Source organism: Nocardia sp. NPDC050175 (genome assembly GCF_044459885.1).
Lineage (GTDB): Bacteria > Actinomycetota > Actinomycetes > Mycobacteriales > Mycobacteriaceae > Nocardia.
The window spans coordinates 1-21,665 of record NZ_JBITJI010000026.1 but is presented as its reverse complement, the minus strand read 5'-3'; the positions used below and the strand labels follow the sequence as shown (position 1 = coordinate 21,665).

Genomic DNA, 21,665 nt, shown 5'->3' with positions numbered 1-21,665 from the left:
CGTCCTGCCATATCGATCAGTGTCCCTTCTCGGCCCTCACCAGGCCAAACAGGACTCTAATACCGAGTGGTCTCATTCATCGGGGACGGCCCACAACGACCTCCGAAGTCCGAACTGGTGACCCCGATCTCCGGCCGACCCCCCTTGGGCCTCATCCAACCGACGCCGCACCGCCCTACACGTCGAACTCCCGGAGCGTGCATACCCTTTCACAGGGTGTCGAGCCTCTGTGAAAGGTATACACGCTCTGTGAAACCCTTCCCCGCCAACAGGTTTCACCACGCCGAAGCTCCTGCGCCGCATCGACGGCCAGATCACCACACGAGAACCCATCCGTGCACCCTCGCTGTCAGCCCCACACCCTCCGTACTGGGTGTGCGGCTGAGACAGCGGGTGCGCGGCCGTAGCTCCGACCACCTCGGAAGCCGAGATCCGCTGATTGTCCAGGTCCCGCAACGCCACCACGGCCAGGCCACCACGCGAGAACCCCACCGCACACCCTCGCTGTCTGCCCCACACCATGTGTCTCACGACCATCCTGGCAGCGGGCGTGTACTGGGTGTGCAGCTGACACAACAGGTGTACGGCTTGCAGTTTCACCACTCGGGGGCCGAGATCCGCTGATTGTTGAGCTCATGGAACGCAACCGCGGCCAGGCCACCGCGCCAGAACTCATCCGTGCACCCGCTGTGTCAGCTGCACCCCCTGTACCGGGTGTGCAGCTGACAGAGCGGGTGTACGGCGGTAGCTCGACCACCGCGGAACCCGAGATTCGCTGATTATCGAGCTCTCGCAACGTAACCACAGCCAGATGACCACCTCGGGAACGCGACACCGCGCACCTGACCGATAACTAAAGCCGGGTACGGCAGGCGACGCGCCCAGCACTACTCGTTCATTCCCTTGAATAGGTGCACCTACCGGGTGAGCAGACCTAAGGACTACCCACCCGCAGCATGCTCCAGAAAGCCCTCCGCCACCGCGAATCGAACCTCAAACCGCCAGACACCCGGGCCCGAGCAACGCCTTCAGATCACCCATCAACGCCGACGACGGCGTAACCCGCAGGCTGTCATCGAGTTTCAGCAACGTCGTTTTCTCCCGAGCCCCCACGTGCCGCACGTGCACATCGGCGGTACCGGGATGCCGGGACAGGATGCGCTTGAACTCGCCGATCTTGTCGGGAGTGCACATGCGGGTGGAAAAGACCACCGCCAACGGCTTCGCGACACCGATCGACGACAGGTCGGGCACGGCGAGATCGTTGGCGATCAACGAGATCCGGTCGTCACGCACCGAAACCCGCGCCTTCACCAGCACCACCGCGTCCTCGACCACGTCCATCCCGTACACCGAGTACGCCTGCGGGAAGAACAGCACCTCGATGCCACCGGCCAGGTCTTCCAGCTGCGCCGAAGCCCACGCCAGGCCGTTCTTGTTGATCCGCCGGTTCACCGAGGCGAGAATGCCGCCAACGGTCACCTGGGTGCCGTCCTTGATGTCGCCTTCGAGGATCCCCGGAATCTGCGTATCCGATTGCGCCGCAAGGACATGCTCGACGCCGTTGAGCGGATGGCCGGACACGTACAGGCCGAGCATCTCGCGCTCGAGTGCCAGTTTGTGCTTGGACTCCCACTCGTCGTCGGGCACCTTCACGTTGAACACCGACGACACCGATTCGTCCGCGTCCACCCCGCCGAACAGATCGAACTGCCCGATCGCTTCGGCCTTCTTGGTGGACATCACCGCGTCGATGGCGTCGGAGTGGATCAGCAGCAGACCCTTGCGCGGATGCTCCAGCGAGTCGAATCCGCCCGCCTTGATGAGGGATTCGGTGACCTTCTTGGTGCAGGCGATCGCGTCGATCTTGTGCAGATAATCGGAGAAGTCGGTGAACTTCGACTTCTCCTTGCGCGCCGCGATGATCGAGGACACCACGTTCGCGCCGACATTGCGCACCGCGCCCAACCCGAACCGGATGTCCTTGCCGACCGAGGCGAAGTTCAGCTCGGACTCGTTGACGTCCGGCGGCAACACGGTGATGCCGAGGCGGCGGCAGTCCGACAGGTAGACCGCAGCCTTGTCCTTGTCGTCACCGACGGAGGTGAGCAGGGCGGCCATGTACTCGGACGGATAGTTCGCCTTGAAATACGCGGTCCAGTAGGAGATCAGACCGTAGGCGGCGGCGTGCGACTTGTTGAACGCGTAACCGGCGAACGGGAGGATGGTGTCCCACAGCGCCTTGATGGCCGGCTTGGTGAAGCCGTTCGCCTGCATACCCGCTTCGAAGCCCTCGAACTCGGCCTCCAGCACCGACTGCTTCTTCTTACCCATCGCGCGGCGCAGAATGTCTGCTCGACCGAGCGAGTACCCGGCCACCTTCTGCGCGACGTGCATGATCTGCTCTTGGTAGACGATCAGACCGTAGGTCTCGCCGAGGATTTCTTTCAGCGGTTCGGCCAGCTCCGGGTGGATCGGCTTGACCTCTTGCCTGCCGTTCTTACGGTCGGCGTAGTCGTTGTGCGCGTTCATGCCCATCGGGCCCGGTCGGTACAGTGCGCCGACGGCGACGATGTCCTCGAAGGCGGTGGGCTGCATGCGACGCAGCAGGTCACGCATGGGGCCACCATCGAGCTGGAATACGCCGAGGGTCTCGCCGCGGGCGAGCAGTTCATAGGTGGCCTTGTCGTCCAAGGCCAAGTTATCGAGGTCGATATCGACGCCGCGGTTCATTTTCGCGTTATCGATGGCGTCACCGAGCACGGTCAGGTTGCGCAGACCGAGGAAGTCCATCTTCAGCAGGCCGATGGCCTCACAGGACGGGTAGTCCCAGCCGGTGATCAGCGCACCGTCCTGGGGGCGCTTCCACACCGGGATCGCATCGGTCAGCGGATCACAGGACATGATGACCGCACACGCGTGCACACCAGCGTTGCGGATCAGGCCCTCGAGGCCGCGGGCGGTCTCGTAGATCTTCGCGACATCCGGATTGTTGCCGATGAGTTCGCGGACCTCGGCGGCTTCCTTGTACCGCTCGTGCTCCGGATCGGTAATGCCGGCGACCGAGATGTCCTTGGCCATGATCGGCGGCGGCAGCGCCTTGGTGATCTGGTCGGCGATGGCGAAACCGGGCTGGCCGAACAGGACTCGCGCGGAGTCCTTGATCGCGGCCTTGGTCTTGATGGTGCCGAAGGTGATGACCTGGGCGACCCGGTCGGTGCCCCACTTCTCACTCGCGTAGCGGACCATTTCACCGCGACGGCGATCATCGAAGTCGATATCGATATCGGGCATCGATACGCGCTCGGGGTTGAGGAATCGCTCGAAGAGCAGACCGTGCGGGAGCGGGTCGATATTGGTGATGCCGAGCGCGTAGGCGACCAGCGAACCGGCGGCCGAACCACGGCCGGGACCGACGCGGATGCCGACCTCGTGCGCATGCTTGATCAAGTCACCGACGACAAGGAAGTAGGCGGGGAAGCCCATCTCCAGGATGACGCCGATTTCGAACTGGGCCCGGTCGAGATATTCCTGCGGCGCGCCGTCGGGGAAGCGCCGCTGCAAGCCGAGATCGACCTCGCGGCGCAACCAGGTGGCCTGGTTGTAGCCCTCCGGCACCGGGAAGATCGGCATCCGGTCGCGGTGTTCCCACACGTCGTCGTAGGGCTGCACGCGCTCGCCGATGAGCACGGTGTTGTCGCAGGCGCCGGGCACCTCGGCGTCCCACAGCGCGCGCATCTCCTCGGCGGACTTCAGGTAGTAGCCGTCACCGTCGAACTTGAACCGAGTCGGGTCGCTGAGCGTCTTGCCGGTCTGAATGCACAGCAGCGCTTCGTGATTGGTCGACTGGTCCTTCGTGACGTAATGGCAGTCGTTGGTCGCGATCGGCGGAATGCCGAGCTTCTGGCCGATCTCGATGAGGCCCTCGCGGACCCGGCGCTCGATGGACAGCCCGTGGTCCATGATCTCCAGGAAGAAGTTGTCCTTCCCGAAGATCTCCTGCCACTTGGCCGCGGCCTCCAGCGCCTCGCGATCGTGGCCGAGACGCAACCGCGTCTGCACCTCACCCGACGGGCAGCCGGTGGTCGCGATGATGCCCTCGGCGTACTGGGCGATGATCTCTTCGTCCATGCGCGCCCACTTGCCGAGCTGACCCTCCAGCGACGCCAGCGAGGACAGCTTGAACAGGTTGCGCAGCCCGGTCGCGTTCTCCGCGACCATGGTCATGTGCGTGTAGGCGCCGGAGCCGGAGACGTCGTCGCCCTTCTGGCTCGGATCGCCCCACTGGACGCGCTTGGTGTCGAACCGGGAGGCCGGCGCGATGTAGGCCTCGATGCCGATGATCGGCTTGATGCCTGCCTTCTTCGCCGAGTTGTAGAACTCGGAGGCGCCGTACATGTTGCCGTGGTCGGTCATCCCCACCGCGTTCATCCCCAGCCGATTCGCCTCCGCGAACAGTGGCGATATTTTGGCCGCACCGTCGAGCATGGAGTACTCGGTGTGGTTGTGCAGGTGAACGAACGATCCGGACGAGGCGGCCAAGACGGTCCTTCCTCCCAAGGTCTCGACGGGGGTTGGCCTAGCGATTCTAGGCACGTCGGTATGACATTTTTTCCGAGGCGCGCGGCGCGCAACGCGACGTCCCAGGAGGGCCCGGCGTGTCGGTGTCGAAGATCACCGGCGCGTCTGGCGAGTCGCCCTGGAGCTGTCTGATTTCCGCGAGTGACGTCTAGCGCGGACCGGTCGACCTTACTCTGACCCATTCGCGGCATTCGCGGCAGTCGGCCGCGACACACACGGTCAGGTTTTCTTCCGCCACACGAATTTCAAACTGGACCAATCATTGTCGAGCGCGGCGACCTTCACATCCACGACGCCGATCGGCAGCAGCAGCTCGCGCAGATCGTTCTCGGCGATGTCGCTGACGTGCCCGCCCGCCTTGCGCGGCCACGCGATCCACAGCATGCTGCCGCGCGGCAACTGTGCCGCGAGACTCGGCGCTTCGTCGGCCAGGTCGGCATGCGTGCGATAGAAGGCGAGCAGCACATCGGCGGTTCCGGCGGCGACGATCTCGACCTCGGCGGGCAGATCGGGGATCTGCCAGCCCCGGGGCCGGTGCCGCAGCACGACTCGATGACCGGGCTTGATGCCCAGCTTCTTGGCCAACGGTGTTCCGGAGTAACCGGCTGTCATGGATCGACTGTAGGTCGGCGACGACCGGATGCCCCGGGAATCGGGGGCAGCAAATCGGGGATATCAGCCAGCGGAAGGGGCATAGTCAAGGAGATACGGAGTGATCCCAAACCTGTCGAGGTGTTGATGAATTCGCTCAAAGCACTCTTCGCAATCCCCGCCGTACCCGCCGTCGCCGTGGCTGCCATGGTCGCCACTTCGGCCCCCGCAGCAGCCCAAATCGTCGACCAGTTCGACAGTTTCTACTCGCTCACCGACGGATTCTGCGTCGCCCAGGTCAGCTCGGCTGTCACGAGCAACGCCTATCCAGAGCACGCGGCGTTCAGCGTGGCGACCAACATGTTCGGCGCGGGCAGCTGCCACCTGTCGCTCACCCTGAACTGGCGCAACGTCGAAACCGGCGAGACCGGCGCGTTCACCGTGACCGCGAACGGACCGGGATACTGGGGCAACAGCGGCTATTCCGCCCTCTTCCACCCCGGCATCGGCCGATTCACCGCCACCATGACCGTCGGCGCCGCCCACATCCCCGAGCCCGGCTCAGTCGAATTCCGAGTCGACCCCTACCAGGGCTAGGACCACCGAGCCTGCACCGACCTGCCGGCTGCCCAGCTGTCCGCGAGCCGCGAGCCGCGAGCCGCGAGCCATGCACACCCGCCCAACCACGCGCCACCCGCCAGGCAAGGCGGCGAGTTCTCACTTGACGTACGTTGCATCCTCTTGACGCATGCTGCAGCTTGCGTCAAGAGGATGCAACGTACGTCAAGTCGGTTGGTCTGGCCGTCAGGTGCGAGGAATACGCCGCTTAGCTCGCTGCGAACGCCATAATCGGCGGATGAGCGCGCTGTGTTGGTTTTCGGGGCTGGGATGACGACTACCGTTGTCGCCCTCGTTGTCTCGGCGGCGTTGATTGCTGGGGCGTTGGTGATTTGGCCGCGGACTCGGCGGGTGGTGACGACGCCTGCTGAGCGGGCGGTGCATTCGGCGTTGCATACCGCTTCGCTGGCGGCTATTCCGTTGCGGCGTGGGCTCACCGCGCAGTCGGCGCAGGAGTCCGCGCCGCATTTGCGGGTGCTCACGGGGGCCGAGGCGTTGGGGGTGGCTGACCCGGACGGCACGTTGCTTGCCTGGGATGGGCCGCATGCCGAACTGGCGGAGCATTTCACGGAGGCGGCCAAGCGGGCGGTGGCCGGGGAGCGGCCCGTGCTGGTTGCTGGGCCGGGTAGTGGTGAGCACGCGGGGCGCACGCTTATCGCCCAGCCGTTGCTGATCGACAGCACGGGGGTGGCGGGGGCGATCGGGGTGGTCACTACCGGGCAGCCGGGGCCTGGGTGGCTCGGGGCGGTGGCGGAGGTGGCCAGGTATGCCTGCGGGCAGCTCGAATTGGCCGAATTGGATGCGTCGCGGGCTCGGCTCGACCGGGCCGAGGTGCGGGCGTTGCGGGCCCAGATCAGTCCGCATTTCATCTACAACGCGCTCAACACGATCGCCTCGTTCGTGCGCACCGACCCGGACCGGGCCCGCGAACTGATCCTCGAATTCGCCGACTTCACCCGCTACTCGTTCCGTGCCGCAGGCGAATTCACCGTGCTGGCCGACGAATTGCGCAATATCGAGCGCTACCTCGCCCTCGAACGCGCCCGCTTCGGCGACGCACTCGACGTGCGGCTGCAGATCGCACCGGAGGTCCTCGGCGTGGTCCTGCCCTTCCTCGCGCTGCAACCCCTGGTGGAAAACGCGGTCCGGCACGGCCTGGCCGGTGCCACCCGCGGCGGCACCGTGAGCATCACCGCCACCGACGCGGGCACCGACTGCCTCATCAGCGTCGAAGACGACGGCGTCGGCATGGACCCGGAACTACTCCGCTCCGGCGCCCTCGACGCCATCGAAACCGGCAGCGGCCCGACCGGTTCCCGCGAATCGGCGCACGTCGGCCTCGCCAACGTCGACGACCGCCTGCGCGCCGCCTTCGGCAACGACTACGGCCTCATCGTCGACACCGCCCCCGGCGCGGGCACCAAGGTCTCCCTCCGCGTCCCCAAGTTCCGCGCGGGCATCCAGGCGTGACCGGAGACTCGGCGTCGGGGATCCGGGACAGGCGCCTGGGCTGATTGCTTACGATGGAGCGGTTGTGACGCGGACCACCGATAACGCGGTCGGCACCTTGCGGGTGCTGGCCGTCGATGATGAAAAGCCTGCTCTGGACGAGCTGGTGTATCTGTTGCGCGCGCAGCCGGGGGTCGGTGAGATCCATGATGCGGCCGATGCGACCACCGCGCTGCGGGTGTTGCGGGCGCATCCGGTCGACGCGGTGTTCCTGGATATCAACATGCCGGGGCTGGACGGGATGGAGTTGGCGGGCATCCTGTCGGAGTTCGCGAACCCGCCCGCGGTGGTTTTCGTGACGGCACACGATGATCGGGCGGTGGCCGCCTTCGATCTGGGCGCGGTCGACTATCTGCTGAAGCCGTTGCGTGAGGCGCGTTTGGCCGAGGCGGTTCGCCGGATCGCCTCGACTCGCGGCACACCGGCTCCCGTTGTCGATGAACCCCGGGCCGATCCGAGTGAAGTCATTCCCGTCGAACTCGGTGGTGTGACCACGCTGGTGCCTCGGTCGAGCGTCAGTTGGGTGGAGGCGGATGGCGATTACGCGCGCCTGCACACCAGCGGCGGCTCCCATCTGGTGCGGATTCCGTTGTCCGCATTGGAATCCCGCTGGCAAGACGCGGGATTCCTTCGCGTGCACCGTTCTTACCTGGTCGCGCTGCGGCTGGTGACCGGTCTGCGCACGGTCGGCACCGGAACGGTGGTGTGCCTGCGCGCCGAGGGCAACACCGCGGCGGTGGAATTGCCGGTCAGTCGCCGACAGGTACGCGAGTTGAAACAGCGACTGGTGCACGGACCTCGACAACAATGGACCGGCCAATGACGGGACCACACCGCCCCGCCCGCCAGCGCGTCGTGCTGTCGGAACGTCGTGGCGCGCGCCGCGTGCGCACCCGGATGGAGGTCGCCGAGCAAACCGAGATCGGCGAGGCCTTGATCGGCGGCCTGATCCGCGCCCAACTCGGTCTCGCGCTGCGCCTCGGCTTGGTCACCGTCGTCGTATTGTGCTCACTCCCCGTCCTTTTCGGCATCGGCACAGTCGGCTCGACGGTCATATTCGGCATTCGCCTGCCATGGCTCCTACTCGGCGTCGCGGTCTACCCACTGCTGTACCTCGTCGGACGGCTTTACGTCCGCCTGGCCGAACACAACGAGCAGGACTTCCTCGACCTGGCCGAGGACTGACATGATCGCCCGCACCGCAACAGCCACGCTGGATCCCGCTGCCGTAAGCAGTCCTCGCCGCGCACTGTTCGGCCTGCCGCGCACGATTTTCCCCGCCGCGCTCAGAACAGCTGGCGATTCACTGCGCAGGAGGCCAAACAGTGCGCGGGCTGCGGCCAGTTCCATGACGAGGCGAGTCGCGCTGGCGGCGTGCCGGGGAGGCGCTTGGTGACCGCGGGATCGGTGCCTGTGTTGACGGTGTTCGCGCTGCTGTTGGCCGCGCTCGCTACCGTCGCGATCGGCGCTTACGGAGTTCGATTGGCGCGCACCACCTCCGACTTCCTGGTTGCGTCGCGCAGTGTCAGGTCTGGATGGAACGCCGCTGCTATCTCTGGTGAATATCTTTCGGCCGCTTCGTTTCTGGGTGTTGCCGGGCTGATCGCGAAGTACGGGGCGGATGCGCTGTGGTATCCGGTGGGGTTCACGGCCGGTTACCTTTCGCTGCTGCTTTTCGTCGCGGCGCCACTGCGGCGATCCGGCGCCTACACGGTGCCCGACTTCGCCGAATTCCGTTTGGGCTCGGTGCGATTGCGGAGGATGGCGGCCACCGTGGTCGTCCTTGTGTGTGCCGTGTATCTGATTCCGCAGTTTCAAGGTGCCGGGTTGACGTTGCATACGTTGCTCGGGGTGCCTGATTGGGTGGGAGCGGCGGCGGTGGGGGCCATCGTGATCGCGAATGTGGCCGGCGGCGGGATGCGGTCGATCACGCTTGTTCAGGCATTCCAGTACTGGCTGAAGTTGACCGCGGTGGCGATTCCGGCGCTGGTGTTACTCGGGCATTTCCTGGCCGCGGACCAGCAACTGGGCGCACCCGCTCCCCCGGTCGTCACCGAGCGCACAACGGTGGATGTCCGCACCGACGTGGTGGTTCAGGTCGGTGCGACACAACAGGTTTCGATCACCGGACGACTCGACGATCAGCCGGTGGATGGTCGCGTTCTACTGACCCCCGGCGCGCACGAACTGTCGGCGGGCACCGAACTGATACTGGAGGCCGGCACCGCGGTACCGGTGGTCGCCGGTGCGCCCGCGGACGGCGCCGAATGGCTGGAGCCGGGCGGCGGCTTCGGCGGCGCACACCCGACATACCAGGTGTATTCGCTGATCATCGCGACCTTCCTCGGCACCATGGGCTTACCACATGTGCTGGTGCGCTTCTACACAAACCCGGACGGACGGGCCGCGCGCGCGACCGCCGTCGCGGTGATCGGACTTGTCGGGCTGTTCTACCTATTCCCAGTGCTGCTAGGGGTTTTCGCGCGACTGTACGTGCCACAACTGCTGATCACCGGAACCTCCGACGCGGCGGTGGTGCTGCTGCCCGGCTCGGTCGTCGGCGGACTGCCGGGCCAATTGCTGGCCGCACTGGTAGCAGCGGGCGCGATCGCGGCGTTCCTGTCCACCTCGTCGGGCCTGCTGGTGAGCATCGCGGGCGTGCTCAGTACCGACATGCTGCGCGGGCGAATTCGCGACTTCCGGGCGGCGGCCCTGGTGGCCGGTGTTGTGCCGCTTACCCTTTCACTCACCGTGGCCTCACTCGACCTGTCGCGCACCGTCGGTCTCGCGTTCTCGGTGGCCGCCTCGACCCTGTGCCCGCTGCTGGTCCTCGGTATCTGGTGGCGCGGACTGACCGCGACGGGCGCGGCGGCCGGACTGACCGCGGGCGGCCTGGCCTCCGGCGGCGCGACGGTGGTGTCGGTGACCGGCGGCCTGTCCGACGAGCTAGCAAGCGGATGGCCGGCCGCGCTGATCGGCTATCCCGCGGCAATCAGCGTCCCGCTGGCCTTCGCGGCAATGGTGTTGGTCAGCAAGGTGACTCAGGGCCCGGGCAGCCGACGGGTCGGCCGCATCTTCGTCCGCATGCACGCCCCGGAACGGCTGGGCATGGGCGCCGATCGCGAACGCACGTTGCGCTCGAACTGAGCCGCCGAATGGGGAGCCACCCGTCGACCGCTCGTCGTGTCACACCGACCGCTCACCGCACAATCGACCACCTTCCCGGAGTGATCCACGCCACATCATCATTTCCTCATGCGGGCCTGGCTACGGTGCTCAGCAAGTAAGCCATGTCACCAGCTAGGACGCCCATGACCAGTACCGAACTCGACGGCACCGCCCCACGGCGCACGCCGAGTGCAGAAGAATTCATCGACGTGCAGGCCAGCCCGGACTTTCAAGAATTACGAACGCGCCTGCGCCGCTTCGTGTTTCCGATGACTGCCCTGTTCCTGGTCTGGTACCTCAGCTATGTGCTGCTCGGCGCTTACGCGCATGACTTCATGGCGCACAAGGTCTTCGGCAATATCAACCTCGGATTACTGCTCGGCCTCGGCCAGTTCGTCTCCACCTTCGCCATCACCGCGCTCTACGTCCGGTTCGCCAACCGGGAACTGGATCCGCGCGCGGCGGCCATCCGCAACAAGCTCGAGGGAGGCCACGCGTGAATCACGTCAGCACCTACGCGGCCGCCACGACCGTCGGCAACCCGACGGCCAATATCGCCATCTTCGCGGTTTTCGTCGCGATCACCATGGTCGTGGTCGTCCGGGCCAGCCGCAACAACGCCACCGCCGCCGACTTCTTCACCGGCGGCCGCGGCTTCTCCGGCCCGCAGAACGGCATCGCCATCGCGGGCGACTATCTTTCCGCCGCAAGCTTTCTCGGCATCGCGGGCGCCATCGCGGTGTACGGCTACGACGGATTCCTGTACTCCATCGGGTTCCTGGTGGCCTGGCTGGTCGCGCTGCTGCTGGTCGCCGAAATGCTCAGGAACACCGGCAAATTCACCATGGCCGATGTGCTGAGCTTCCGGCTCAAGCAGGGCCCGGTGCGCACCGCCGCGGCGTTGACCACCCTCGCGGTGTCGCTGTTCTACCTGCTCGCGCAGATGGCCGGGGCCGGTGGCCTGGTCGCGCTGCTGCTCGACATCTCCGACAAGACCGGGCAGTCCATCGTGATCGCCGTGGTCGGCGTGCTGATGATCGTGTACGTGCTGGTCGGCGGCATGAAGGGCACCACATGGGTGCAGATCATCAAGGCGGTGCTGCTGATCGTCGGCGCCGCGTTGATGACGGTGATGGTGTTCGCCAAGTTCGGCTTCAACCTGTCCGACATTCTCGGCTCCGCCCAGGAGCATGTGACCGGGTCGAAGGCCAAGGGCGTGGCCGCCCGCGACGTGCTCGCGCCCGGCGCGCAGTACGGCGCCAACGCCACCTCGAAACTGAACTTCCTGTCTCTCGGTTTGGCGCTGGTGCTCGGCACCGCGGGTCTCCCGCACGTGCTGATGCGCTTCTACACCGTGCCGACCGCGAAGGAGGCGCGCCGATCGGTTGTGTGGGCGATCGGGCTGATCGGCGCGTTCTACCTGTTCACCCTGGTGCTCGGCTACGGCGCCGCCGCGATCGTCGGACCGGACCGGATCCTGGCCGCGGCGGGCGGGCAGAACTCCGCGGCACCGCTGCTCGCGTTCGAGCTCGGCGGTGTGGTGCTGCTCGGTGTCATCTCCGCGGTCGCGTTCGCCACCATCCTCGCGGTGGTCGCCGGGCTCACCATCACCGCGGCGACCTCGTTCGCGCACGATATCTACGCCGGAGTCATCAAGCACGGCAAGGTCGATGATGCCAAGCAGGTCCGGGTGTCCCGGATCACCGCGGTGGTGATCGGCGCGATCGCGATCGGCCTCGGCATCCTGGCCAACGGGCAGAACATCGCGTTCCTGGTGGCGCTGGCGTTCGCAGTGGCGGCGGCGGCGAACCTGCCGACGATCCTGTTCTCGCTGTTCTGGAAGCGGTTCAACACCACCGGCGCGCTGTTCAGCATGTACGGCGGCCTGATCTCGACCATCGTGCTGATCGTGTTCTCCCCGGCCGTGTCGGGGACCGCGACCTCGATGCTCCCCGGTTCCGATTTCGACTGGTTCCCGCTGTCCAACCCCGGAATCGTCTCCATTCCACTGGCTTTCGTGCTCGGTGTGGTCGGGACGTTCCTCGGCAAGGCTGACGAGAACCCGGCCAAGCAGGCCGAGATGGAGGTCCGCTCGCTGACCGGTGTCGGCGCCGAGAAGGCGGTCGTGCACTGACCCACTGACCGATAGTTGTTGTCCCCCTTGTTCTCTCGATAGGAGATATCGCGTGACCAGCGCAACCACCGATCCCCGCGACACCACCGCACCGGCGTCCTACCGCCCCGGCGATTCCTTCGCCGCGACGGCGAATGCCGATGCGGGACTGTACGACCTGGCGGCGGCCGATCGGTTGGCGTTCTGGGCCGAGCAGGCGCGACGGCTGTACTGGGAACAGCCGTGGTCGCAGGTGCTGGACTGGAGCGACGCGCCGGTCGCGCAGTGGTTCGTCGGCGGCAAGCTCAATGTCGCCTACAACTGCGTCGACCGGCACGTGCTGGACGGGCACGGTGACCAGATCGCCATTCACTGGGAGGGCGAGCCCGGCGACTCACGCGATATCACCTATGGCGAACTTCGTGACGAGGTATCAAGGGCGGCAAACTATCTGACCGAGCTGGGGCTGCGGGCGGGTGATCGGGTGGCCATCTATATGCCGATGGTGCCCGAGGCCATCGTGTCGATGCTCGCCTGCGCCCGGCTCGGGCTGACCCATTCGGTGGTGTTCGCCGGCTTCTCCCCCACCGCCCTGCGCCAGCGGGTGGACGACGCGGGGGCGCGGCTGGTGATCACCACCGATGGGCAGTGGCGGCGCGGCACGGCGGCGCCGCTCAAGGCGGCGGTGGACGAGGCGCTGGGCGGTGCGCGATCGACCGTCGAGCACGTACTCGTGGTGCGGCGCACCAACATCGACGTGCCGTGGACCGAGGGTCGGGACCTGTGGTGGCACGACACCGTCACCGATGCCTCGCCGGAACACGAGGCGCAGGCGTTCGATGCCGAGCATCCGCTGTTCATTCTCTACACCTCCGGCACCACCGGAAAGCCGAAGGGCATCCTGCACACCTCCGGCGGATATCTCACCCAGGCTGCCTACACCCATCACAACGTCTTCGATCACAAAGCGGGACAAGACGTTTACTGGTGTACCGCCGACATCGGCTGGGTCACCGGGCACAGCTACATCGTCTACGGACCGCTCGCCAATCGAGCCACTCAGGTGGTCTACGAGGGCACGCCCAATTCCCCGGACGAGCACCGGCATTTCCAGATCATCGAAAAGTATGGCGTCACCATCTATTACACGGCGCCGACACTGGTACGTACGTTCATGAAGTGGGGCCGCGAGATCCCCGATGCCCACGACTTGTCCTCGCTGCGACTGCTCGGCAGCGTCGGCGAGCCGATCAATCCCGAAGCCTGGCGCTGGTACCGAGAAGTCATCGGCGGCAACCGCACTCCGATCGTGGACACCTGGTGGCAGACCGAAACCGGTGCCATCATGATCTCCCCGCTGCCCGGCGTCACCGCGACCAAGCCGGGCGCGGCGATGGCCGCGCTGCCCGGCATCTCGGCCAAGGTGGTCGACGACGACGGCACCGAACTCGATAACGGCACAGCGGGATTGCTGGTACTCGACCAGCCGTGGCCGTCGATGCTGCGCGGCATCTGGGGCGACCCGGAGCGCTTCCGCGAGACCTACTGGGACCGATTCGCCGCCGCCGGTTGGTATTTCGCCGGTGACGGCGCCAAGCTCGACGACGACGGCGCCCTCTGGGTGCTCGGCCGGGTGGACGATGTGATGAACGTGTCCGGCCACCGCATCTCCACCGCCGAAGTCGAATCCGCGCTCGTCGGCCATGCCGCGGTCGCCGAGGCGGCGGTCGTCGGCGCCAGCGACGACACCACCGGCCAGGCCATCGTCGCCTTCGTCATCCTCACCGCGGGCGCGACGAACACCGGCGATCCGCTCGTCACAGAGCTGAAGGCGGCGGTGTCGCACGAGATCAGCCCCATTGCCCGCCCACGCGAGATCCACCTCGTCCCGGAGCTGCCGAAAACGCGCAGCGGCAAGATCATGCGCCGTCTGCTCCGGGACATCGCCGAAGGCCGCGAGCTGGGCGATACCTCGACCTTGGTCGATCCCAAGGTTTTCGAGGCCATCGCCCGCGGGTAGCCCCCGCCCCGCGACGGACCCGGCCACCCGTAATGGCGATGAGGGGACGGGTCCGTCGCCCAGGGAATCGAGGGCATGTGCCGAGCTCGGCGCGTGGTTTACGCTCGCGGTGTGCGAGTCACTGTGCTTCGCCTCTCCACCGTCCTCGGCCTCTTTCTGCTGATCGCCGCGTGCCTGCTGTCCGGCGCGCCGGGCGCGCAAGCCCAGATCGACAAGCGCTGCTTCACCAATGGCGCGGGCACCCGCTGCTACTACCTGCATCTGCCGCCCGGCGACGCCGCGGGCAAGCCGCTGATGGTGTACCTGCACGGCTGTGACGATCCGATCGACCATCCGGAGCCGACCGGCTTCTCGCTCACCACGGTCGCCGACGAGATGGGTTTCGTGCTCGCCTATCCGCTGCAGGATCCGGCGGCCAACAAGCAGCTGTGCTGGAACTGGGACAAAGCCGGGAACCAGCAGCGTGGTCAGGGCGAGCCGTCCATCATCGCGGGCATCACCACCGCGCTGATCGATGAGTTCCAGCTCGATCGCTCGCGCGTCTATCTAGGTGGATACTCGGCGGGCGGCGCGATGACCACCAATCTCGGTGCCACGTACCCCGATCTGTACGCGGCGATCGCACCGATGGCTGGCGCGCCGTATCTGAGCAAGCCCGAGGGCGAGGTCATCATCGACGCGATGGGCCCACGGGTCCGCCCGATGCCGACCTACTTCCTGCAGACGCTTTTCGATGAGATCAGCACCATCGTCATCGGCCGAGCCAACCTCGCCCAGTGGCGCGCGGCCGACAACCTCGCCGATCCGGGGTCGATGCCGACGCTGCCGACCGAGGTACAGGTTCTCGATGTCGGGCAGGGAATACCGAACCCGGTCACCGTCGAGCATTACGCCAGTCCCCGGGGATGCGAACTCGCGCAGTTCACCACACCGCTGCTGGCCGAGCACGCGATCGGCGCGTGGCTGATGCAGCAGGACCACGGCATCGAAATGCAGCGAAATCTGATGCGATTTCTGTTGGCGCACCGCATGCCGCCAGCGCAGCAAACCTGCTGAAATCCACAGCGCCGCAAGATCACCCCGATCGAATCCGAGGTTTCCGACGCGATCGCCATGGGGTAACCCCACAGCGGCGGACCTGGCCACCGCAGCGTTGAGGGGGGCCGGGTCTGCCGCCAAGCTATGGCACGAACGGGGTGGTGGCGCGGGCGGTGTGCAGGGCGGTGGCCCACCACACGAGTTGATCCAATAGGGCGGTGACAGATTCGTCCAGGTCGGGGTCGCGGCGGGGCCAGCTGCCATCGGCGGCGAAGCGCTGCCAGGTTTTCGTGATGGTGAGGGTGCGGCGGATCGGGACGGCGTTCAGTTCGGCGAAGACCTGGCGCAACTGCGCTGCGGCGTGGCCGCCGTCGGTGTCGCTGCCGTAGCCGATGATCGTGACGGGCTTGGCGGCCCATTCGGTGTCGAACCAGTCGATGGCGTTTTTCACCGCGGCGGGGAAGCTGCGGTTGTATTCGGGGGTGACCACGACGAAGGCGTCGGCGGCGGAGAGTCTTTCGCCGAGTTCTCGTACCGGGGCGGGCGGCGGTTCGTCGTGGCCGGCCAGTTGGTCGGGCAGGTGCGCGGTGGCGAGGTCGATGCGGTCGAGGTCGAGGGCGCGGCGGCGGAGTCGACCGGCGAACCAGTCGGCGACGGTGGGGCCGAACCGTCCGGCGCGGGTGCTGCCGACGATCAACGCGACCCGCAACCGGTTCGGGTCGGTCATCGGACGGGAGCGTCGAGGAAGGCCGGGATCATCGGCAGCAGCAGTTCGGGACGGTGCACGAGGGTGATGTGCGAGGTGCCGGGCAGGATGGCCAGTTGCGCGTTCGGCAGGCCGGCCGGGGTGTCGCCCATGACGCCGCCGCCGAACAGCCGGAACATCTCGACCGCGTGCTCGGGCCGGATAATGTCGGCATCGCCGATCACCGTCAGCGTGGGCGCCTTGATCTGTCGCACCGCGTCGGCCGCGAACACGGGGCTCGCGTGCTGATCGTGTTCGGTCACCCGGGCGACCAGGCGCGGGAAGTCCTCAGGGCGTGGCGCGTTCGTCAGGTAGTCGTTGTGGAACGGTGTGCCGTGCAACTGTTCTGGCTGCAGCTCGGCGAGACCGTCCAGCAGACCGGGCTGCATCGCGGAGGCGTCCAGACCGCCCGCGGCCAGGATCTGCTTGCGCACCAATTCCGGGTGGGTGAGTGAAATCTGCAGGGCGACACCGGCACCCATGCTGTAGCCGAGGATGTCCGCGCGCTGGACGCCGAGGGTGTGCAGCAGGGCCACGGTGTCCTCGGCCATCTGCGGTGTGCGCAGCGGGCGGTCGATGTCGGCGGTGTGGCCGTGGGCCTGCTGTTCCACGGCGATGACCTGACGGGTCTTGGACAGTTCCGGGATGAGCTGGCCGAAGTCGGTGCCGATGCCGGACAGCGCGCCGTGCAGCAGGAGCAGCGGGGGCTGGTCGGTCGGGGTGCCGTGCACCTCGTAGTACATGTGCAGGCCGTTCACGTCGGCGTAGGCGCCGGGCTTGTTCGTGTGGTCGGTCGAGGTACAGCCGGTCAGCAAAGCGGTGGCGGCGAGGGCTGCGGTGGCGAAGACGGTGGTGAGTTTCATGTCCTGGGCTCTTTTCGGTGGGTTGGTTCCGCGTTGTCACCAACTTTGGCGGGGGCACCTTCCGGTTTGTTTACGGTGCGTTTCCGCTGGGCAGGACCGTCGCTAAGCTGCCGGTATGCGTTTCGGTGTGCTCGGTCCGTTGGCGGTCTGGACGGATTCCGGTACTTCCGTACCGATCCCTGGCACCAAGGTGCGGGCGTTTCTGGCGGATCTGCTGGTCAACGCCGGGCAACCGGTGTCGGGTGATCGGCTCATCGACGACATCTGGGCCGAGGATCCGCCCGGTAATCCGGCGGGCACGCTGGCCGCCAAGGCGTCTCAGCTGCGGCGGGCGTTGGAAGACGCGGAGGCTGGTGGCCGCGATCTGGTGGTCTCGCCGCCGCCCGGGTATCGGCTTGCGAGCACCGATCTCGACGCGCTGCGGTTCCGCGCGCTGGTGGCGACCGCGCGGGCGGCGACAGATCCCAAGGAACGAGCCCAGGTATTGAGCGAGGCGCTCGGACTGTGGCGTGGGCCCGCGTTCGCGGATTTCCGTGATGCCGCGTTCGCGCAACCGGCTATCGCGCAGTTGGAAGAGCAGCGGCTCGTCGCAGTCGAGGAGTTGGCCGAGGCGCGGCTGTCGCTGGGCGAATATCGCGACGTCGCCAGTGAACTCGCTACCTTCGTTGCCGAACATCCACTGCGCGAACGGCTTCGGGCCGCTCAGCTGCGGGCACTGTACGGTGCGGGGCGACAAGCCGAGGCGTTGGACAGTTACGAGGATCTGCGCAGGCAGCTCGCCGATGAGCTCGGTCTTGATCCGAGTCCCGAACTGGTTGCGCTGCAACGGTCGATCCTCGGTCAGGAGTTGGAACTCGCCGCTAGGCCGGAAACCGTGCTGCGGCGGCGCAGTTCCAATGTTCCCGCGCAACGCACCGAACTCATCGGCCGGGCGGCGGATCTCGTCGAGCTGCAACGCGCGGTCGGTGCGGCCAGGCTCGTCACGTTGACCGGTCCCGGTGGTGTCGGCAAGACCCGGCTCGCGCTGGCGGCCGCGGCCGCGTTGACTGACCGATTCCCGCATGGCACTTGGTTGGTCGAGTTGGCGCCGCTGCAACCAACTGCGGCCGACGGTGCGACGTTCCTCGTCGACGCGGTCTCGCAGGTACTCGGCATCCGGGCCGCCGACGGGGCCGATCCGACCGATCTGCTGTGTGGAGTGCTTGCCGAGCAGGAATTGCTACTGGTCTTGGATAACTGCGAGCACGTCGTCGAGCACGCCGCTGATCTCGCTGAGCTGCTGCTCGGTGCGGCACCGAAGTTGCACATCCTGGCGACAAGCCGCGAGCAGTTGCGCCTGCCTGGCGAGGACGTTGTCGCGGTGGATCCGCTCGCGGTGCCCGCGCCGGATGCGAATGTGGCGGGGCTCGAACAGTCCAGCGCGGTACAGCTTTTCGTTACTCGTGCGCGGGCGAGCGCCCGTGATTTCGTCCTCGACACCTCTACCGCCGAATCGGTCGCGACCCTGTGCCGCAGGCTCGACGGCATCCCGCTCGCGCTGGAGTTGGCGGCGACTCGGGTGCGCGCGCTCGGCGTGCACGAGATGGTCGCTCGGCTCGATGATCGGTTCCGGCTGCTCGCTACCGGTCATCGTGGTGCGCCGCCGCGGCAGCAGACGCTGACCGCGATGATCGACTGGAGTTGGGAGTTGCTCGACGAGACCGAGCAGGCGGTGTTGCGGCGGCTGGCGGTGCATGCGGGTGGGTGCACGCTTGACGCCGCCGAAGTTGTCTGCGCCACAGCTGGTTTCGAGAATGGCGAGGGGTCTGCCGCCGGACGCTCCCCCGAGCCGAACTCCGCTGCTGGGATCGGCGAAGGTCCGCGCACCCAGGCAGCACCAGGCAGCGCGCTGCGGCTCGACGGGGCCACGGTCGCCGATATTGTTGCGCGGCTGGTGGATCGGTCGCTCGTGCAGACCGCGGGCCGACGGTACCGACTACTGGAGTCGGTCGCGGCGTTCAGTCTGGATCGACTGACCGAGGCGGGCGAGTTCGATGGAATGCACCGTGCGCACCATCGGTACTACCTGGCGCTGGCCGAGCAGGCCGCGCCCGAGTTGCACGGTGCTGATCAGCAGCGCTGGTTGCGTCGGCTCGACGCGGAGGCAGCGAATCTACGTGCCGCACTGGACGGATTCGTGCGAGCGGGTGCCGCCGACGAGGCCTTGCGTCTGGTCAACGCACTCGCCTGGTACTGGCTGCTCCGCGGGCGGTTGGCCGAGGCACAACGCTGGTTCGACGCCACACTGGCACTGGGCGGGGCAGCGCGGTGGCGCGCACCCGCACTCGCCTGGCGGGTCGGATTCACCTTCCAGCAGGGCGAATTCATCGATGGCGCGACCAGGCGACGAGAGATAGCGGCGATATACGACACCGTCGACGACCCGGCGGGCCGGGCACGCGCCGAACTGTTCCTCGCCTTCTCCGCGCTCGAGTCGGGCGAGGTGGCCGAGCTGGAAACCCTAGTACGCAAGGCACTTCCGGTATGCGAGCAACTCGGCGACCGCTGGGGCATCGCGCTCGGACACGTCGCGTTAGCGAAGTCCTCGCACAGCCGCGTCGACCTGGCCGCGCTCGAACACCATGCCCGCGCCGCCGCCCGGCTCTTCGCCGAAATCGACGACCGCTGGGGCAGGTTACAAGCCGCCGAATGGCTGGGCGGCCTCGCCGAATTGACCGGCGACCTCTCCGGCGCCACCGACATCCACACGGAAGCACTGGGTTTGGCACAAGAGCTGGAGCTGTGGGGCCAGGTATGCACCCACCTCTGCTGGCTCGGCTGGATCACCATGCAGCACACCGACTTCGACCGAGCCCAATCCCTAGGCGACCAAGCCATCCGCATCGCCACCGAACACGGCTACGGCCCCGGCCGCATCTTCGCCTCCGTAGTCCTCGCCTTCACCGCCCGCCGCAACGGCAAACCCGAAGTCGCCGAACCCATCCTGCACGAACTACTGGCCTTCACCCCCGCCGACGGCGAAGAAACCCCCCTGTTCATCCCCATGCTCCAGGTCGAACTCGGCTACCTCCTCGAACTACGCGACCCAGCCGCCGCCCTGGCCATCTCCCTCACCGCCCTAGACGGCGCCCAACGCATCGAAGCCCCCCGCGACACCGCCTTCGCCCTAGCCGCCCTAGCCGCAGCCACCGCCGCCCTCGGCCATTACGACACCGCCGCCCAACTCCTAGGCGCAGCCCACACCGTCCGCGAAACCAACGGCATCCCCCTACTCCCCGCCGAACGCCCCGACATAGACCGCCCAACCACCACCACCCAAGCAGCCCTAGGCCCCACCTTCACCGCAGCCCACACCGCAGGCACCAAACTAACCATCCCCCAAGCCCGAACCCTCGCCGCCACCGCAGCCCCCGACCAAGCCCCGTAACCTTCTGTTCGGGAGACGCCCTGCCAGCATCGCTCCCGTGAGTTCCCGGACATTCCTTCTACCAGCATCAACGGTCAACCGATCCATCCCGGGCCATCCCTCGTCGTCCTGCTGTAACCCGTGGATACCGCGAACAAACTGCGAACATCAGCACTTCCGCCGTGAAGACAGGCCGTGCGGGGCATGGACTTTCAGAGCAGTCGGCGAGGTTCGGCAAGCTTGACGATCCGGCGTGTTCGCCGCACCAGGTGGCGAACTGGCCGCCTGTTGTCGACAGATAGGGTCGATATTTGAAGTGCGGAGCGATCATCGGCGGCGTGCCCACGCGATCGTCGTTAAGCGAGAAGACATCAAGCCCTCTTTACATGTGGTCTCGGTCACACAAGGGGCCTTTCCCCCCTCACTGAAACGTATCCCCTCACACCGAAAATGTTTCTCGCTCGGCCGAAAACGTCTCCTCCCCCACACCGAAAATCCATTGCCCCCGATCCTGAACCCGAGTTTCTCCCAAGTCGCGCCCACTCCCCCCTTTCCGGAAACGTCTCCCCCTTTTCTGGAAACGTCTCCCCCCTTTTCCGGAATGTCTCCCCCCTCGCCGGAAACGTATCCCCTCATCACGTCACGGGGTTGGTTCGACGCGGGAGGAGATTGGCGAGATGGCTCGGACGTGGTCCAATAGCACTGGCCCGCTTGGCAATTGATGACCCGCCAATGAGGGTGCTGCCCTTACGTGAAGCGAACACGTAAGGGCAGCGTGTCCATGACATTATGCGAACCACAGACAGGACTATCATGCCTTCTTCGAACGTTCCCGTACAGAGCCAGCCGCAGCCAGAGGAGCCTGATTCCGCTCCAAGAGTTCACCCCGCGGTTGCAATGGGTATCAGTATCACAGTGGCTAGTGCCTCGTCAAGCAACCTTCGGTAGGTAATCAGGTAACCGGATCTTGGAGTTGACGGCGAACTCGCGTTTGGGCTGGGCGTGCTGGTTGT

General features: G+C 66.4%; 14 protein-coding genes. 10 read left to right on the top strand and 4 right to left on the bottom strand.

Translation table 11 applies throughout. The annotated features are described in order from the left end of the window. Window positions 1-993: 993 nt before the first annotated feature. The gene (gene dnaE, locus ACIBK2_RS45715; RefSeq protein WP_396977539.1) at window positions 994-4,542 is read right to left on the bottom strand and encodes a DNA polymerase III subunit alpha; all 3,549 of its coding nucleotides are present in this window, start codon (window positions 4,540-4,542) and stop codon (window positions 994-996) included. A 258-nt stretch (window positions 4,543-4,800) separates the two neighbouring features. Further along, window positions 4,801-5,193 (bottom strand): DUF3052 domain-containing protein, encoded by a 393-nt coding sequence (locus ACIBK2_RS45710; protein WP_396977537.1) that lies wholly within the window; start codon window positions 5,191-5,193, stop codon window positions 4,801-4,803. 126 nt (window positions 5,194-5,319) lie between these two features. Here ACIBK2_RS45710 and ACIBK2_RS45705 point away from each other — a divergent pair, with 126 nt between their 5' ends. The 9 genes from ACIBK2_RS45705 (at window position 5,320) to ACIBK2_RS45665 (ending at window position 15,656) form a co-directional block, all read left to right on the top strand. Continuing rightward, entirely contained in the window at window positions 5,320-5,769 is a 450-nt protein-coding gene (locus ACIBK2_RS45705) for a hypothetical protein (RefSeq protein ID WP_396977535.1), read from the top strand. A 291-nt stretch (window positions 5,770-6,060) separates the two neighbouring features. Beyond that, window positions 6,061-7,260, top strand: coding sequence for a sensor histidine kinase (locus tag ACIBK2_RS45700; RefSeq protein ID WP_396977533.1), 1,200 nt, complete (start codon window positions 6,061-6,063; stop codon window positions 7,258-7,260). A 64-nt stretch (window positions 7,261-7,324) separates the two neighbouring features. Continuing rightward, window positions 7,325-8,122 carry a LytR/AlgR family response regulator transcription factor gene (locus ACIBK2_RS45695; protein WP_396977532.1) on the top strand — a complete coding sequence of 266 codons (798 nt, stop codon included), beginning with the start codon at window positions 7,325-7,327 and terminating at the stop codon, window positions 8,120-8,122. Continuing rightward, window positions 8,119-8,484 (top strand): hypothetical protein, encoded by a 366-nt coding sequence (locus ACIBK2_RS45690; RefSeq protein ID WP_396977530.1) that lies wholly within the window; start codon window positions 8,119-8,121, stop codon window positions 8,482-8,484. Before ACIBK2_RS45695 ends, ACIBK2_RS45690 begins: the two co-directional genes overlap by 4 nt. Window positions 8,485-8,691: 207 nt before the next feature. Continuing rightward, a complete protein-coding gene (locus ACIBK2_RS45685; protein ID WP_396977529.1) occupies window positions 8,692-10,446 on the top strand; it encodes a cation acetate symporter in 1,755 nt (584 codons plus the stop codon). Window positions 10,447-10,610: 164 nt separating this feature from the next. Continuing rightward, on the top strand, window positions 10,611-10,967 hold the full coding sequence (locus ACIBK2_RS45680) for a DUF485 domain-containing protein (protein ID WP_396977527.1): 357 nt from the start codon (window positions 10,611-10,613) through the stop codon (window positions 10,965-10,967). Then, a complete protein-coding gene (locus ACIBK2_RS45675; RefSeq protein WP_396977526.1) occupies window positions 10,964-12,601 on the top strand; it encodes a cation acetate symporter in 1,638 nt (545 codons plus the stop codon). The genes ACIBK2_RS45680 and ACIBK2_RS45675 overlap by 4 nt, the downstream gene beginning before the upstream one ends. Before the next feature lie 52 nt (window positions 12,602-12,653). Beyond that, window positions 12,654-14,600 carry an acetate--CoA ligase gene (acs, locus tag ACIBK2_RS45670; RefSeq protein ID WP_396977524.1) on the top strand — a complete coding sequence of 649 codons (1,947 nt, stop codon included), beginning with the start codon at window positions 12,654-12,656 and terminating at the stop codon, window positions 14,598-14,600. 111 nt (window positions 14,601-14,711) lie between these two features. Next, window positions 14,712-15,656 carry an alpha/beta hydrolase family esterase gene (locus ACIBK2_RS45665; protein WP_396977522.1) on the top strand — a complete coding sequence of 315 codons (945 nt, stop codon included), beginning with the start codon at window positions 14,712-14,714 and terminating at the stop codon, window positions 15,654-15,656. A gap of 124 nt (window positions 15,657-15,780) precedes the next feature. On the opposite strand, the gene ACIBK2_RS45660 is transcribed toward ACIBK2_RS45665, so the two are convergent. Continuing rightward, a complete protein-coding gene (locus ACIBK2_RS45660; RefSeq protein ID WP_396977520.1) occupies window positions 15,781-16,365 on the bottom strand; it encodes an NADPH-dependent FMN reductase in 585 nt (194 codons plus the stop codon). Continuing rightward, the gene (locus ACIBK2_RS45655) at window positions 16,362-17,246 is read right to left on the bottom strand and encodes an alpha/beta fold hydrolase (protein ID WP_396977518.1); all 885 of its coding nucleotides are present in this window, start codon (window positions 17,244-17,246) and stop codon (window positions 16,362-16,364) included. The genes ACIBK2_RS45660 and ACIBK2_RS45655 overlap by 4 nt, the downstream gene beginning before the upstream one ends. 115 nt (window positions 17,247-17,361) lie before the next feature. Here ACIBK2_RS45655 and ACIBK2_RS45650 point away from each other — a divergent pair, with 115 nt between their 5' ends. Further along, window positions 17,362-20,673 carry a BTAD domain-containing putative transcriptional regulator gene (locus tag ACIBK2_RS45650; protein WP_396977516.1) on the top strand — a complete coding sequence of 1,104 codons (3,312 nt, stop codon included), beginning with the start codon at window positions 17,362-17,364 and terminating at the stop codon, window positions 20,671-20,673. Window positions 20,674-21,665: the final 992 nt, after the last annotated feature.

Bases quoted from the DNA above. Each gene is read 5' to 3' on its own strand.
- ACIBK2_RS45650 (WP_396977516.1), top strand. From the start codon at position 17,362: ATGCGTTTCGGTGTGCTCGGTCCGTTGGCGGTCTGGACGGATTCCGGT.
- ACIBK2_RS45690 (WP_396977530.1), top strand. From the start codon at position 8,119: ATGACGGGACCACACCGCCCCGCCCGCCAGCGCGTCGTGCTGTCGGAA.
- ACIBK2_RS45655 (WP_396977518.1), bottom strand. From the start codon at position 17,246: ATGAAACTCACCACCGTCTTCGCCACCGCAGCCCTCGCCGCCACCGCT.
- ACIBK2_RS45705 (WP_396977535.1), top strand. From the start codon at position 5,320: ATGAATTCGCTCAAAGCACTCTTCGCAATCCCCGCCGTACCCGCCGTC.
- ACIBK2_RS45680 (WP_396977527.1), top strand. From the start codon at position 10,611: ATGACCAGTACCGAACTCGACGGCACCGCCCCACGGCGCACGCCGAGT.
- ACIBK2_RS45700 (WP_396977533.1), top strand. From the start codon at position 6,061: ATGACGACTACCGTTGTCGCCCTCGTTGTCTCGGCGGCGTTGATTGCT.
- ACIBK2_RS45660 (WP_396977520.1), bottom strand. From the start codon at position 16,365: ATGACCGACCCGAACCGGTTGCGGGTCGCGTTGATCGTCGGCAGCACC.
- ACIBK2_RS45710 (WP_396977537.1), bottom strand. From the start codon at position 5,193: ATGACAGCCGGTTACTCCGGAACACCGTTGGCCAAGAAGCTGGGCATC.